Source organism: Kitasatospora sp. NBC_01246 (genome assembly GCF_036226505.1).
Taxonomy (GTDB): Bacteria; Actinomycetota; Actinomycetes; order Streptomycetales; family Streptomycetaceae; genus Kitasatospora.
On the sequence record NZ_CP108484.1, the window covers coordinates 118,294 to 133,147 of the forward strand.

A 14,854-nucleotide genomic window follows, 5' to 3' on the forward strand; every position below is an offset into this window, starting at 1 on the left:
ACGCGCCGGGCACGGGGGACACGCCCGTCGCGGCGGCGTCAGGCCGGTGCGGCGCCGGTGCCGGTGACCATGGGGAGGGTGCGGCCGTCCGGGGTGGTGAGGGCCACCAGCCACTGCTCCGGCGGCGGTTGGCCGGGAAGGGCGTCGAGGCGCAGTTCGGGCCCGGCACCGGTGATGGACGGCGGGGTGGACGGCGTCGGGCCAGTCGGGTCAGCCGGCCCGGCCGCCGTGGTGGCGGCGGACAGCGTCCAGGGCGCCGCGGCCGGGTGCGTGGCCGGCACCGTGACGGCGAGACTCGCGGTGCCGTCGCCGTGCGTGGTGTAGACGGGTACGACGGCCGGGAGCGGCTGGGGCGCGGCTACCCCGCGGGGCTCGGAGGGCGGGCTCCACACACCCGGCCGGGCGACCGTGGCGGGCGCCCCGAAGGTCTGGGCGAACGCGCCGGCGACCGGCTCGGCGCCCGGCCGGTAGGTGGGCTCGGCGGGCCAGGCCGCCTGGCAGGTGTAGCGCAGCGGCGCCCAGGCCGGGGTGCCGGGCGGCAGGGTGTCGGCGAGTTCGCCGGTCCACCGCCAGCCGTCGGCCGGGTTGTCGGGCGGCTCCGGGCGCATGTCGACCGTGGCGAGCACCGGCCAGGCGGCGGGCGCGCCACCGGCTGCGGACCGGCGCACCCGGACGAGCGGGGCGGCCTCCCCGCCCGGACCGAGCCGTCGGGCGATCGGCGGCGCGGTCCCCCCGCCGGCCGACCGGTCACCGGGGAAGGCGACCGACACCCTCAGCCGGACGGTGCGGCCGTCCGGGTCGAGGGCGGCGGTGAGCAGCGGGGCGGGGGGCGCGTCGGTCAGGGGGACGGCGACGACGCAGCTGCCCCGCCGGTCCCGGGGCGCCTCCAGCCCGGCGGCGCTCACCGGTGCGAGCTGCAGGGCCCGCAGCGACTCCAGCCGCCCGGGGAGCGGGCAGCGGATCCGCAGCCGTCCGTCGGTCTCGGTCACCGTCGCCTCGGTGGCCCGGGCCATCGGGGTCTGTCCGGCGGCGGTGTCGTCCCGGAGCCTCTTGGCGCGCTGCCAGCGGGGTTGTCCGGCGGCCCCGGCGGTGCCCGGGCTCTGTTCCTCGCCCGTGTACAGCCGCCAGGTGGTGCCGGCCGGAGCGCCGGCCGGCCGGTCGGTCCAGAGGTCCAGCTCGGCGAAGCCGTCCGGCCGGCGGTCGCCGCTGAAGAGGATCACCTCGCCGCGCAGGGGGCTGGTGTAGGGGCGCGGGTCGTGGACGGTCAGGCCGGCGGGCGTGGAGGTCGTGGTGCCGTCCTGGTAGGTGGCGGTGACGGTGCAGGAGAGCTCCAGGCTGGTACCGGGGGTGGTCGGCGGTGCGGCGACGTCGGCCGTCCACAGCCCGTCGGCCAGCTTGCTCAGGATGAACGGGCTTGGCATGCCAATGAGTTCGGCTTCTACCGAGCTGATCGGGGCGCCGCCGGCCAGGGGTGCGTTGAGGGTCGCCCGGACGGTGACGGTGCCCGGGCTCGCGGGGGCGTCGTCGGTGGGGACGGCGAGTGCCTGGGCGTAGTCGAGGGCGGCCGCGGGAACGGCCGGGTCGGGCCGGGTGGGCTGCTGGACGTCGCCCGAGCTGCCGAAGTCCGACCAGCGGCCCCACGGGTCGGCCGTGGCGACCAGCCAGCGCGCGCTGCCCGCCGGGCAGTCGGTGTCGGTGACGAGGGCGGCCCCGGTGCCCGGTCCGGCGGACGCCGCGATGATCGGTTGCCGATCGGGCCCGGTGTCGTCGGTTACCGGGTTGAGCCACGTGCCGGGCTCGCGCCTGACCGCGAGCGGGCCGGCCACGGCGTTCCGTACGGTGAGGGAGACCGTCCGGGTGCCGTCGGGTGCGCCGGCCGCGTCCTGGGCCGGGTTCCACCGGGTGAGGTCGGCCACGGCGTCGACCTCGGGCGGGTCGGGCGGGTCGGGGGGCGGCGTCGCGACGGCGATCGTCCAGAGGCTGACCAGCCGTTGTCCGCCCGCCTCCAGTTCCTTGGCCTTTCCGAGCAGGTCCTTCGCCGTGTGGGCCTGGTACAGGGCCTTTCTGAACGCCTGCTCCATCGGATCCGCCGCGTCCGGCAGCAGCCGCAGCAGCAGGGCGTTGCGCTCCGTCGGCGCGATCGCGAACAGCGCGGCGACGGCGAAGCAGCCGACCAGCTCCCGGCCGACGAGTGGCACCGGGTCCGCGTCCAGGGTGGTGGCGAAGCCCCACCAGCGGGCCACGGCCGGGTCGGTGGCGGCCGCCCAGAGCGGGAGCGAGAGGTCGGCGTCGACCGTGACCTCCTTCTGGTCAGCGCCCGCGCCGGACAGCGACAGCGAGGTGAGCGGCGCGAGCGAGGGCGGTGACGCATGGGCGTCCCGCGCCCAGAGTCTGCCGATGTCGGCCTCCAGGTGCCGGGCCGCGGCGGCGGCGCGCTCCACCGGGTCCTCCGGCGCCGGGTCGTACGGCGGCGCGGCGCTGTCGGGAACCCCGCGGCGCACCCGGGCCTCGCTGTCCGCGGAGTGGTACGCGCGATCGGCACCGCACCACCAGAGGCCCTCCGGCAGAGCGGTGCCGATCGCGTCGACCGGCGGGGCGGCCAGCCAGGCCGGGGGTGTGACCACCGCGCCCTCGACCCGCGGCCCGGACCGGTAGGACGCCAGGCCCAGGTCGGTGGACGGCCCCTGGTAGCGCAGCCCCGGCAGCGGCACCCGGGCCACGAACGGGCGGCGGGTGAACGGGGGCCGCCCGGTGCACCCGGGCCCCGGGCGTCCGGCGGCGTCCACGAGGGTGACGGTGCGGTCGGGGCCGCCCCACGCGCCGACCAGCAGGCCCTGCGCGCCCGTGCCGGTGAAGCACCGGGAGCCGTCGGGCAACTCCGCGGGCAAGGGGTCGGCGGACAGCGTCGCGCTCCCGGCCCGCCAGACGGTGAACGGGCAGACCGGGAAGCCGATCAGCGGGGAGGGGAACACCCGCAGGTGCACGCCGGGCGGCAGCCCCGCGCCGCTCGCCTCGTCCTGCGGGACGCTCACGCACTCCGCGGCGAGCAGCGCGGGGCTGACCCAGGCCGGTCCCGTGGTCATGGCCACACCTCCAGGGCGAGCGTCGGCACCGTGGCAGGCGCGGGGAGAACGAGGGTCGCCAAGTGGCTGACCCAGTCGGCCTTCTCCGGTGCGCGTTCCTGCCAGGTGAGGGTGAGCGGACCGGCCGGGACGGGGGCGGGCGGCACGCACAGCGCCGCGGTGGTGGCGCGGTCGGTGCGGGTGACGAACCCGGTGAGGACGGGGTCCTTCAGCCGACCCGCGCGCACCAGGGGTTCGGCGGCCTCCAGCAGCACCCCGCCGACGGCGTGTCCGCCCGCGCCGTCGGGCACCCACAGCACGGTGGTGCGGGCCCAGGTGTCCAGTGGGCCCGGGTCGGCACCGGCCCGGTCGAGGGCGGCGCGCAGGGCGCCGTCGCTGTCCTCGCCCGGGTCGGTGGGGGCGGTGTGGACGACGAGGTGCTGCACGGCGTCCACCGGGCCGCCGAAGCCGAGGTCCTCGAACATTCCGGGCGCGTCGGCCCAGTGGCTGGTCCGGAAGGAGACGTGCGGCAGGGGGGTCCGCACCCGGTCGGGCTGGGCCGTGTCCGTTCGGAGTTCGGCCACGGCGGCCAGGTCGTAGCAGGCGTCGGGGACCAGGACCGCCTGCACCGCCAGATCGGCGGCGGTGACGGGCCATGCGCAGGCCGACAGGACGGTGTCGGTCACGCCGTGCCGATCGGCCGGATCCATCAGCCCGAACCGCGCCGACGGGGCCAGGCCACCGGTCAGCAGCTGCTTGAGGCGCGGGTCCTGGTTCTGCGCCCAGCTGGGCGGCGGGTCCTGCGGCTGCGCCCAGCTGGGCGGCGGGTCGGTCCGGGCGACTTCGAGACCGATGAGGTAGCCGTACAGGCGGGCGACGGTGGAGACCGTGTCGGTGGAGAAGGTGGCGACGAGCCGGTCCTCGTAGAACACCGGGGCGTCCCCGCCGGCCGAGTAGCCCTTGAGGTACCGGCCCAGCATGGCCGGGTGGAAGGTGCTGACGTCGCTGTGGAGCGTAGCCTCCGACGGGCGCGTCGCCTGGTGCTTGGCGATCCGGAAGCAGCGGCTCTCGGTACCGCCGGAGGTCTGCGGGCTGCCGTCGAGCGAGCCCGCCCAGGTGACGTCCAGCCGGTAGGTGGCGTCCTCGACGAACAGGTTGCCGAGCGCGAGGGCGCGTGACTTCTTCCGTTCGGCGATCGAGGCCTTGCCGGCGGCCCGGGCGTGGTCGACGGCGTCGGCGGCCACGGTGGTGACGCCGCCGATCGCCACCACGGCCAGCAGCGGGCCGACCGGGCGGGCGGCCGGGACCAGCCCGTGGCGGACCGTCACGGTGGCCACGGGCGCGGGAGAGCCGTCGCCGGGCCGGTACTCGAAGACACCCAGGAGACCGCCGGACGTCTTCTGGGTGTCCGTCAGCGTCCAGTCCACCCGGGCCCGGTTGCCCGGCCGCTCGGTGAAGACCTCGACGCCCCGGAAGGACTCCGCGGTGTACCGGAGGACGAGCGTCGGCGCGACGCCGGTCCGCTCCCGCGGCACCAGCGGCGAGTCCAGGGCGAGGGTCGTCCGGGCCGGCCGCGGGCCCTCGCCCTCGAACGGGACGACCACCAGGTCGGCGAGCGGCAGCAGGCCGGGGAACTCGGTCGGCGGGAACGTCGACGGGAAGGAGACGGGCACCGGGCCGGTGTCGGGCGGCCCGCCCGGGACCAGGGCGGTGCCCGGCGCCAGCACCGGCGCCGACGAGGGGACGGCCGGGACGGGGTCCAGCGGTGCCAGCGCCGTGACCACGGTGCTCGCGGTGGCCCGGACGGTGGCGGTGGTCGCGGGGGTCGGCCCCGGCGTGGACGGCCCGTCAGCGAGTGACGGGAGCCGCCAGGAGACGCCGTCCGGGACGGCCCGGCCGCCCACGGCCCAGCCGGGGGCCGCGGACCAGTCGCCGGCGCAGTCGCGCCGGAACCGCGCGACCGGGTCGGCGAGGTCCTTCGCACCGCCGTTGAGCAGGTGCCGCGTCCAGAGCGCCGGTTCGTCGGTCAGCAGGGCCAGCACCCGGCCGGTGGTCGGCGTGTTCGGCGCCACGCCGGGCGGGAGCTGCCAGCAGGCGGGCAGTCGGGAGGTCAGGGGCACGCTGACGCCGTTGTCCAGCCGCTGGAGGGTCAGGCTGGTCAGCGTCCAGTGGCCGGGGTAGCCGGGTGATCCTATCGTGCCGTCCGGGGCGGCTCCGGTGCCGGGGCCGGGTGGGGCGGAGGTCTGGTCGAGGGCCCGGTGGAACGGTTCGCCGGGCGGGCCGGTGTAGGCGGGGCCGGGCGCGAAGCCGAGCAGGAGGACGCCGTCGGGCCACATCGCGGGCGCGCCGTCCGAGGTCGGGGTCATCGTGCCGTCGGTGGCGGCGGCCCCGGCGAAGTCGGCCACGGTCGCCGAGACCAGCGGGTCCGCCGGTGGATCGGGCTCGACCAGTTCGCTGTCACCGAACGTCAGGTGCACACAGCCGCTGAGCTCGAACAGCCACAGGTCGATCGATCCACAGGCTTTGAGCTCGGCGAACTTCGCTTCACCGGGGCCCAGTCGCAGCGTCAGGGTGCTGTTCAGGCCGAGGCTGAACGGCCCCAGGTGCAGCGAGCCGCGGACGTCAGCCGCGCCGGCCACGAACACCGGCGCGCTGGCGACCGCGGCCACCGCGCCGGCCGACAGCTCGGCCCACACCGGCGGCACGCCGTACTTGGCACGGAAGGAGAACCCGGCCGCGGCCGCGAACCCCGCGGCCGGGGTGGCCGGCAGCCCCGGCAGCGGCTTCGGGAACCCGTTGCCCCGCAGCATCAGGAAGGCCTCGGCCCCGACCGCGAAGAGTTCGGGCAGCAGCGTCGCCCGGACCGGCGTGCCGTAACCGGGCGCGGCCCCGAGATGGACGAACCAGTCGCTGTCACCGGCCCCCCGGACGTAGCGGGCCTCCGCGGGGACGTCGACCTGGAGCAGGTGCCACGCCCCGGGGTGCTCGGGGTCGTCGGGCGGGACGCGGTAGTGGCCGGCGACGCCCGCGTAGAGCTCCTCGGCGCCGACGGACAGCAGGCCGGTCAGCCGGGCGGTCGTGGTGGTGTCGGGTTCCCGGGTCACGTCGCGGGGCGTGGAGAGGACGGTGGCGTCGAGGGCGACGAGCAGGCCGAGGTCGGGGGTGCGTACGACGACCCGGCCGAGCGCGGAGAACGCCAGGCCGAGGTCGGGCAGGGTGCCGACGGCGACACCGGCTCCGAACAGGTGCGTTCCGAGCCGCTTGACGGTGTGCGCCGCGTCCGGCTGCCAGTCCAGCCGCTGCTCGACCGTCCCGCCGATCGGCTCGACCGTCCCGCCGATCGTCGGGACGCGGTTGAGCCCGAGGACCGCCTCGATGCCGAACAGGCCCAGCCCGCTGTCGGCGAGCGGCACCGGCGCCGGCAGGGTCACTCCCAGCACCGCGAGGATCGAGCGGGTGCCGTCCAGCGATTCGGTGGTCAGCCCGGCGTCGGCGGCGAGGTTCAGCGGGGTGATCCCGACCCGCAGCGTCGCGGAGAAGGCCCCGTCGTCGCCGAAGGCGATCCGGCCCTCGCCGGAGACCAGATCCGGCACGTCCAGGGACAGCGAGAACCCCTGGAGCGACACCCGGTGGTCGTCGAGCGAGACCCGCAGGACGCCGCCGGCCGAGTGGACCGGGCCGAGGTCGAAGGTCAGGCGGAGGTCCAGTTCGAAGAAGGACGAGCCGTGGCCGGAGCGCACGCCGGTCACCTGGAGCAGGCCGGAGGGCTGGGACACCTCCCAGCGCCCGGTGTCGCAGACGTCGATCGACGCGCCCTCGAAGCTCAGCAGGGGCGCGCCGGAGCCGTACTCCAGGAGGGCGTCGCGGACCGCGACCCGCATGGGCGACACGGTGCCCGCCGTCAGGATCGTCGACCGGATCCGGCAGTCGAGTTCCGCGCGGTAGTCGATCCTGGCGAGGCCGGGGGTGGCGGGGTCGAACCGGACCGCGGTCACCGTGGTCCGGCCGTGGCTCCCGGCGCCCTCGGGGAGGATCCCGGTGCCGGCCCCGGTGCCCCCGACGAGAAGCCGGGCCTCGGCGGCCAGCGAAGCGAGCGCGGCGACGTCGTGGTCCTTCGCCACCGGCGCCGTGCCACCGACGGTGGCGGTGACCAGCACCGCCGCGGCCGCGAGATAGGGGTCGGCGTCCCACAGCACGCCGTCCTCGCCGGACTCCACCGCGACCGTCCCGTGGTAGCCGCCGGCGTCGTGCACCAACCGGGCCCGGACCACCGACCGGCCGGCGGTGGCCGGCGCGACGCCCGCGACGACGGTCGGCGGCGGGTTGAACGGCGTGCTGACGTCGATCGAGTCGGGGAACGGCCCGCCGGCTCCGCTCCAGCAGAGGCTGTAGTCCACCGGGCCCGTCGTCGCGTTCACGCCGCCGGCGAAGCCCGGCCGGCCGACGGTCAGCGCGAAGTCCAGCGGCACCGGCCCGGCCGACGGCAGGCCGCCGACCGTGACGGTGCCGGCCAGCTCGAACGCGGGCGCGCCGTCGGCGATGCGCAGCGCCGCCGTGGTCAGCCCGAGCGACACGGTGGTGCCGCCCGACGCCGCGTGTACGACGGCCGGGGCCGGGGTGAGCGTCGCGGTCCCGTCGACCGGCCCGGTGAGCGCCCAGTGGACGCCCTTCGGGTCGATGTCCACCGTGGCGACGGCAGGACCGGCCACCGTGAGGGACAGCGCCGTTCCGTCGGCCTGCCCGGCGAACACGAGCCCGGTGAGCGGGAGGGTGAGCCGGGCCGAGGCCGGGCCGCCGCTCGCGGTCACTCCGTGGACGGTCCCGCGGAAGCCGCCGATCGTCAGCTCGACGTCGAAGGGCGCTGCCCTGGAGGCGGTGGTGGCCGAGAGGGCCGACAGTTCCCCGCCCGCGGGGAGCGGGAGCTGCGTGATCAGATGTGCGGCGCGTAACACGTCCACCAGCGCGGTCATGGTGGGTCTCACTCTGCTGATCGGGCCCCGGCCGCCGACCGGCCGGGGCGCGGTGCGATCGGGCCTGCCCGACGGGTTCCCTTCCAGCGTCGACCCGCCCTCACGGCAATGCAACCCCCTGGGAGGGCGGATCCCGCCCGGCCACGGCGGGTCACGCGCGCCCCGGGCCGTAGGCGATGCGCTCGACCTTGAGAGGCGGACTCTTCGCGGCGTCATCCGGCGCCGGCACCACGCCCCGGACCTCTCCCGGACCGACTCGACCCGACCATCGCGGCATAGCGGCCCGAGAGCGCCATGAGCTCGGGGTGTGAACCTTGTTCGACGATTCTCCCCCGGTCCATGACGATGATCCGGTCGGCGTCCCCGATCGTGGCGAGGCGGTGGGTGATGGTGATCGTGGTACGTCCTTCGGCGAGGGTCTCCAACGCCTCTTGGATCAGCCGCTCCGTGTGCGCGTCCAAGGCGCTGGTGGCTTCGTCCAGGACGAGGACGGGTGGGTTGCGCAGCATCGTCCGAGCGATCGCCAGGCGTTGCCTCTCGCCTCCGGAGAATCGATAGCCCCGCTCTCCCACGACGGTGTGGTAGCCGTCGGGCAGCCGCTCGATCAGATCATGGATCTGGGCCGCCCGCGCCACCTCGGCCAACTCCTGGTCCGTGGCGCCGACTTTGGCGAAGCGAAGGTTGTCCGCGATCGTGGTGTGGAAGAGGTGGGTGTCCTGTGACACCACGCCGATCGTGGCGGCGAGGGTGTCGAAGCTCAGGTCCCGGACATCCGTCCCGTCGATGGTGATACGTCCACCGGTGACGTCGTAGAGGCGGGCCACCAGGTACCCCAGTGTCGTCTTTCCGGCACCGGTCGCTCCGACGATCGCGATGCTCCCTCCGGCGGGGACCTCGATGTCGATGTCGGACAATCCGGTGGCGGCGCCCGGATAGCGGAACTGCACCCCGTGGAACCCGACGTGTCCCCGGGGGTGGCGAAGTACCTTGGGGCGCGACGGTTCCGGGACGTGGACGGGCAGGTCCAGGTATTCGAAGACCCTCTCGAACAGGGCCATCGAGCTCTGGACGGAGATGCCGATCTGCAGGATCGACACGGACGGTCCGAGCAGTGCCTGCTGAAGCACCGCGAAGGCGACGACAGTGCCGATCGACGTCGGGCCCCGTCCGTCGATTCCCACGGTGCCGGCCGCCCAGTAGACGGCGACCGGCATCACGGCCAGGACCACCGAGACCGTGGACTGGTGCCAACGGCCCGTCATCGTCGACCGGACGGCTAGGTCGGTCAGGTCCCGGGAGTGGCCGGCGAACTCCCGGTTCAGCGTGCTGGTGCGCCCCATGGTTCTTCCGAGCAGGAACCCGTTCACCGACAGCGACTCCTCGACCAGCGCGGACATGACCGCCAGTTTCTGCTGGTACTGCCGGGTGACGTCACGCCGATCGTCGCCGACCCGGCGGCTGATCCAGGCGAACAACGGCAGCATCGCCATGGAGAGGACGGTGAGGGTCGGATTCAGGGCGAGCATGGCGATCAGACTGGTCACCACCGTCGTGACGTTGCCGACGACGGAGGTGGCGGTGGTGGTGACGGTTGCCTGCATGCCCCCGATGTCGTTGGCGATCCGTGACTGGATCTCACCCGTGCGCGCCGTGGTGAAGAAGCTCAGCGACATCCGCTGGAGGTGCGTGTACACGGCGATCCGGAGATCCTCCATGACCCGCTGGCCCAGGACCACCGTCAGGTACGACTGGAGTACGCCGAGCGCGGTGCCGACGACGATGACGCCCGTCATGCCCAGGGCCAGTGCGGTGAGCAGTCCCTCGCGCCTCTCGGGCAGAGCGACGTCCAGGATCTCCCTGAGCATGAAGGGCGGGGCGAGCGAGATGACGGAGGACCCGGCGACCAGGGCCAGCAGGAGGCAGAGCCGGCCGCGGTGAGGCAGGAACAGCCGGAGCAGTCTGCGCAGCGGCACACCTGTGGGGCGTTCCTTCGACCTCGGGCTCAAGGGTCTGGTTCCTCTCCTGGTTCGTGGGTGACGGACATGGGTGACGGGTTCATGGGTCACGGGCTCATGGGTCACGGGCTCATGGGTGACGGGCTCATGGGTGACGGGTGACGGATCGAACCGCCCGAGGAGCGCGCGGCCGCCGGAACGGGACAGCGCCGCCGACCGAGGAGGGCCCCGGTCGGCGGCGCTGTCCCCGCCGGCGCTCAGTCGAACGTCAGGAAGCCTTCCCGCAGCAGCGACTCCACCAGGACCAGCCGGCCCGGCTCGTCCAGCTCGCCGGGAATCGACTCCGGGGAGAAGCCGGGACCGCCGCCGTTCTCCGCCACGTACCGGACCTCGCCCGTGACGTGGGCCGGGTATCTGACCTTCTTGTGGTGGAACTCCAGCTCGACCCCTTCAGGGGTGGTGTTCAGGGCCCATCCGAGGTCGGCGCGGCGCCGAACCAGGGTGGTGGGCCGGAGGGAGGAGAGCGCCTCCAGGTCGCTCAGATGGTGACGCAGGCTGGTCGGCCCGATGGCGGCGGCGTGCTTCACGGCCTCGGCCGTCATGGTCGCCGGCGCGAGCCTCGACGCCAGCAGCTCGACCAGCTCACCGAGGGTGTCCTCGGTCCGCCGCTGGAGGGGGCCGCTCCTGGCGAAGCCCAGCGGGAGCGCGGTCCGGAACCGGACGTCGTCGGCGAGCACCTGCCCGACCGCGTCCTGGAGGACCGATGCCCACAGCAACGGGTGGACACCGATGGTGACGTGGACCGAGGCGGAGTCCATCGAGGTCCCCGCATGGACCGTGCCGCGCGGGAGGTAGAGCAGGTCCCCGGCCGTCAGCTCCAGCTCCTGTTCGGCCTCCTCCGGCAGCGGATCGGCATGGTTGTACGGCTGGCTCCGCAGCGGCAACTCGTGCGCGCTCCCGTACAACGACCACCGCTTGGACCCGTGGACCTGAAGGATGAACACGTCGTGGGTGTCGTAGTGGGGGGCGAACCCCCGCTCGTTGCCTCCCGGGGTGAGATAGACGTTCATCTGGGGCCGCGCGCTGATCTCCGCGCCGAGTTCCGCCGCGAACCGGCCCAACGGCTCCCACCGTCGGTCCAGGGAATTCAGCACGATCGTGGATCCGGTGCGGTAGTGCTGGTACACGGCTTCGACCGCGGTGGTCCGGCCGGTGGAACCGTTCGACGCGACCAGTTCGGAGACCGAGATCTCCTGACCGTCCCTGATGATCCGAACGGTGTCCAGATTGGCGTCGACCAGCGCGAGCAGTCGGTCCACGTCGTCCAGGGTCAGGAGTTCGGAGAAGTAGTGCGGATCCGCGTGACTGACGTGCAGGCTCCGGCTTTCCCAGAACTCCTCTTCGAAGGTCTCCCGCTCGACCGGATCGAGCATCCAGGAGAGCGCGGACACGAGCCTCCCGCCACGCGTCCGCGTCGCCTGTTCGCCGGTTTCTGTCGCCATATCGCGTGGCTCCTCGTCTGTGGCACTCGTGCCGGGCCGGTCGTGGGGATGTCAGTCATTGTCGTCCCGGAACACGTTGGTGTTGGGGTAGTTGTACCAATCCGCCTTTCCCGAGTCGTTGACGTCGTTGTCGTCGTGGTTCCCCCGGCTGCGGTCATGAGCGGCCAGGGAATCGCCTCCCGGCCGGACGACGACGATGTCCTCGGGGTCAAGTGAGTGGGCCATCGGCTTTCTCTCCCTTCGGCTTCCGTGGCGGAAGCGTGTACGAGCCGGTCCTTCGACTCGGCCGGGCCGACCGGATGCGTTCGGTCCTGCCGTCCGAGCCGCCGGAACCGGTGGAAGTCCCACAGTCCGGCATGTTTGTTTGTCCGTCACTACGGAAGAGGCCAAGGGCCAGGTGAGTGGCGGACAAATCCGGTTTGGCCGCGGACAAAGCGGGGGCGCGGGAGGGCGCCGCGCGGGCCCACGGGCGGCGCCCGGCGGCGGGTGGAACGACGGTCCCGGCCCCGGGCTTCCGTCGTCCTCTCGTCCGTGCCGACGGTCGGCGTCGTGTCGCCGCCGGGGCGCCGCCGGCCTCGGCCTGGCGCGACGCCCACGCCGGAGGCATCGAGCACCCTGCGGGACCGTGCCGGCCCGGGCGGCCCGGCCGCCCGGGCCGGTCATCGCCTTCGGGTCTGGAGGATGTCCGACGTGAAGGATCGTCCCAGCGAGGTCGTCGCGCTTCGCACTGCGGCTTCTGGTGCCGGTCGTCGGCTGCTCCACACCGACCGGTGGCTCCCACACGGCTTCATCCGACTACCGCCCGGTGGCGTCCGGCGAGGCGGCCGGGCACACCTGGGAGTTGCTGCGCGGCGAGAACGACGAACGGGTTTCCTGCTTCGAGGTCGAGGTCGATCAGGCGGAAAGCTCGGCGGATTGCGGCACGAGTGTAGAAGGTCGTGCCGTTCAACGTGGTCGTCCAGAGGTTCGCCGATGGATCCACGGCGGCCTTCGGCATTGCCAGGAAAGAGCTTGCCGCGGTTCTCGTGGAGCGCGGGGTGCGGCGGAATACGTCTCGACCATCGGCTCACCGTCCGCGAGCGGCCCCAACGACGTGGTCGTCCTGGAGGCTGTCGACAATCCGATCGGCAATATCTCATCGAAAGGTCCGGACGGTAGCGAGCATTCCATCAAGGACACGATGGATGAAGTCAATTCGGCAGGCACGTAGCGCTCCGCCTAGTAGTGCTTTGTTAGGTGCCTTGCCAGGTGCTGGAGTTGGTAGTTCTCTGTTGGTATGAGGGCTGGGGAGCTTGCGTCGTGGCGGGGTCGTTTGGAGGAGTTCGCGGCCGAGGTGTTCGCGCCCTTGGCCCGTGTTGATCAGCGGGCCAAGGGCGGGCTGTATCTGCGGGGGCTGCTGCTGGAGGGCCGGCGTAAGTCGATGCAGCCGATGGCCGAACGCCTGGGGGTCGACCATCAGCGGTTGCAGCAGTTCATGACGTCCTCGACCTGGTCGGTCGAGGACGTGCGGGCCCGGCTGGCGCGGCGGGCCGTGCGGGCGGTGCGGCCCGAGGTGTGGGCCGTGGACGACACCGGCTTCCCCAAGGACGGCAAGGCCTCGCCCGGGGTCGCCCGGCAGTACTCCGGCACCCTCGGCAAAGTCGGCAGCTGCCAGATCGGCGTCAGCGTCCACGCGCTCTCCGACACCGCCTCCTGCCCGCTGTCCTGGCGCCTGTTCCTGCCCGAGTCCTGGGACAGCCCCGCGGCCGCCGGACGCAGGGCGGCCTGCCGGATCCCCGAGGACGAACACCACCGGCCGAAATGGCAACTGGCCCTGGACATGCTCGACGAACTCGCCGACACCGGGCTTCGGCCCGCCGTACTGGTCGCGGATGCCGCTTACGGCGCGAACGCCGACTTCCGCCACGGCCTGGAGGGCCGCTTCCTGGCCTACGTGCTGCAGGCCAGGGGCGAGATGACCGCCCACGCAGAAGACGCCGAACCGCACCGGCCGCCCTACGGCGGCCTCGGGCCCCGGCCACTCGCGCGCTACCGCACCCGCCCCGTCCCCCTGCGCGAGCACGTGCTGGCCGCCGGACGCCGCTCCGGGCGGAGCGTGACCTGGCGCAGGGGCTCCAAGGCGGCGATGAGCTCGCACTTCGTCCTGCTGCGGGTCCGGCTCGCCGGACGTCGGCCCAAGCCGGCCGACGACGGCACGATTCCCCTCACCTGGCTGATCGCCCAATGGCCCGAGGGCGAGACGGAGCCGGTCAAGTACTGGATCTCGAACCTGCCCGCCGACATCCCCGCCAAGGACCTCGTCCGACTGGCGAAGTCACGCTGGCGGATCGAACATGACTACCGCGAGCTGAAGACCCGCCTCGGGCTGGACCACTTCGAGGGCCGCTCCTACATCGGCTGGCACCGCCACGTCACCCTCGTCAGCGCCGCCCACCTGTTCCTCACCGAACAGCGCGCCCTCCCAAAAGCCCTGTCCAGGGCCTGACCTTCTACCAGGCCCTGGACCTCCTCCAACACCTCATCGCCACCTGGACCGGCACCTGCCCCACCTGCCGACAACCCATCCCATGGCAGACCTACGACACCACCTAACAAAGCACTACTAGGCGCCGTCACTTTGTCCCGGAGCTGTGGGGCGATTCGCCGTCGGCGCCGAGCCGGCGGCAAGCGGGGCAGGCGGGGCAGGCGGGGCAGGCCGGGTCCGCCTGCCTCCCGGCCGGAATACGCCCGGGCGGTGGGGGGTTGCCGCTGGAGATGCAACGTGATCTTGCACCACCCAGTGGCATCCATCCCCTGTTGGCGGCCCGGTTCAGCCCCCGCGCGTTCGACCCGTCGGCGACCGTCGACGACCACGCCCTCGGTCTGCTGCTGGAAGCCGCGCGGTGGGCGCCGTCGGCCGGGAACTCGCAGCTCTGGGGATTCTTCACGAGCCGGCCCGGTGAGCCGGCGCACGAGCGGGTGGTACCCCACCTCGCGCCCAGCTCGGCCCGCTGGGCGACGGACGCCGGACTGCTGATCGTGACGTTGACGCGCCGCCACGTCGACGACACGCAGTTGCTCTACTCCGAGTTCGCGGACTACGACCTCGGCCAGGCCGTCGCGCACCTGACCGTCCAGGCCCAGGCCCTGGGGCTGGCCGCCCGCCAGTTCAGGGCCTTCGACCTGGAGGGCCTCACCGAGGGACTGCGCCCGGACCCGGGATGGGCGGTGATCTCCATGATCGCGGTCGGCGGGGCCGCCGGCGCACCGTCGGAGCCTCGCGCCCGGCGCAGCGCCGGCGATCTGCGTTCCGCCCCCTGGGCGTTGCCGCGGTAGCGCGGTGACCGGGGGCGTCCCGGCCCGGACCGCTGGTGCGAAGGGCTTGG

General features: G+C 73.6%; 8 protein-coding genes. 3 read left to right on the plus strand and 5 right to left on the minus strand.

What is annotated here, in order from left to right; all coding sequences use genetic code 11:
* Positions 1-38: 38 nt before the first annotated feature.
* The 5 genes from OG618_RS00575 to OG618_RS00595 all read right to left on the minus strand — a co-directional run bounded on the left by OG618_RS00575 (position 39) and on the right by OG618_RS00595 (position 11,714).
* On the minus strand, positions 39-3,083 hold the full coding sequence (locus OG618_RS00575; protein ID WP_329485082.1) for a hypothetical protein: 3,045 nt from the start codon (positions 3,081-3,083) through the stop codon (positions 39-41).
* Positions 3,080-8,032, minus strand: a complete 4,953-nt coding sequence (locus OG618_RS00580) for a hypothetical protein (protein ID WP_329485083.1) — start codon at positions 8,030-8,032, stop codon at positions 3,080-3,082. The genes OG618_RS00575 and OG618_RS00580 overlap by 4 nt, the downstream gene beginning before the upstream one ends.
* Before the next feature lie 212 nt (positions 8,033-8,244).
* Entirely contained in the window at positions 8,245-9,999 is a 1,755-nt protein-coding gene (locus tag OG618_RS00585) for an ABC transporter ATP-binding protein (RefSeq protein WP_329491967.1), read from the minus strand.
* Positions 10,000-10,244: 245 nt separating this feature from the next.
* Entirely contained in the window at positions 10,245-11,489 is a 1,245-nt protein-coding gene (locus OG618_RS00590; RefSeq protein ID WP_329485084.1) for a cupin domain-containing protein, read from the minus strand.
* Between the two features lie 51 nt (positions 11,490-11,540).
* Entirely contained in the window at positions 11,541-11,714 is a 174-nt protein-coding gene (locus tag OG618_RS00595) for a hypothetical protein (RefSeq protein WP_329485085.1), read from the minus strand.
* A 580-nt stretch (positions 11,715-12,294) separates the two neighbouring features.
* On the opposite strand from OG618_RS00595, the gene OG618_RS00600 reads away from it, so the two are divergent.
* The 3 genes from OG618_RS00600 to OG618_RS00610 all read left to right on the plus strand — a co-directional run bounded on the left by OG618_RS00600 (position 12,295) and on the right by OG618_RS00610 (position 14,804).
* Positions 12,295-12,699 carry a hypothetical protein gene (locus OG618_RS00600; RefSeq protein ID WP_329485086.1) on the plus strand — a complete coding sequence of 135 codons (405 nt, stop codon included), beginning with the start codon at positions 12,295-12,297 and terminating at the stop codon, positions 12,697-12,699.
* Between the two features lie 66 nt (positions 12,700-12,765).
* Positions 12,766-13,974 carry an IS701 family transposase gene (locus OG618_RS00605; protein ID WP_329485087.1) on the plus strand — a complete coding sequence of 403 codons (1,209 nt, stop codon included), beginning with the start codon at positions 12,766-12,768 and terminating at the stop codon, positions 13,972-13,974.
* Between the two features lie 269 nt (positions 13,975-14,243).
* Positions 14,244-14,804 carry a nitroreductase family protein gene (locus tag OG618_RS00610; protein ID WP_329485088.1) on the plus strand — a complete coding sequence of 187 codons (561 nt, stop codon included), beginning with the start codon at positions 14,244-14,246 and terminating at the stop codon, positions 14,802-14,804.
* The last annotated feature ends 50 nt before the right edge of the window (positions 14,805-14,854 follow it).

Excerpts from the sequence above, each read along its gene's own strand:
- OG618_RS00575 (WP_329485082.1), bottom strand. The coding sequence starts at position 3,083 with ATGACCACGGGACCGGCCTGGGTCAGCCCCGCGCTGCTCGCCGCGGAG.
- OG618_RS00580 (WP_329485083.1), bottom strand. The coding sequence starts at position 8,032 with ATGACCGCGCTGGTGGACGTGTTACGCGCCGCACATCTGATCACGCAG.
- OG618_RS00595 (WP_329485085.1), bottom strand. The coding sequence starts at position 11,714 with ATGGCCCACTCACTTGACCCCGAGGACATCGTCGTCGTCCGGCCGGGA.
- OG618_RS00610 (WP_329485088.1), top strand. The coding sequence starts at position 14,244 with ATGCAACGTGATCTTGCACCACCCAGTGGCATCCATCCCCTGTTGGCG.
- OG618_RS00605 (WP_329485087.1), top strand. The coding sequence starts at position 12,766 with ATGAGGGCTGGGGAGCTTGCGTCGTGGCGGGGTCGTTTGGAGGAGTTC.
- OG618_RS00590 (WP_329485084.1), bottom strand. The coding sequence starts at position 11,489 with ATGGCGACAGAAACCGGCGAACAGGCGACGCGGACGCGTGGCGGGAGG.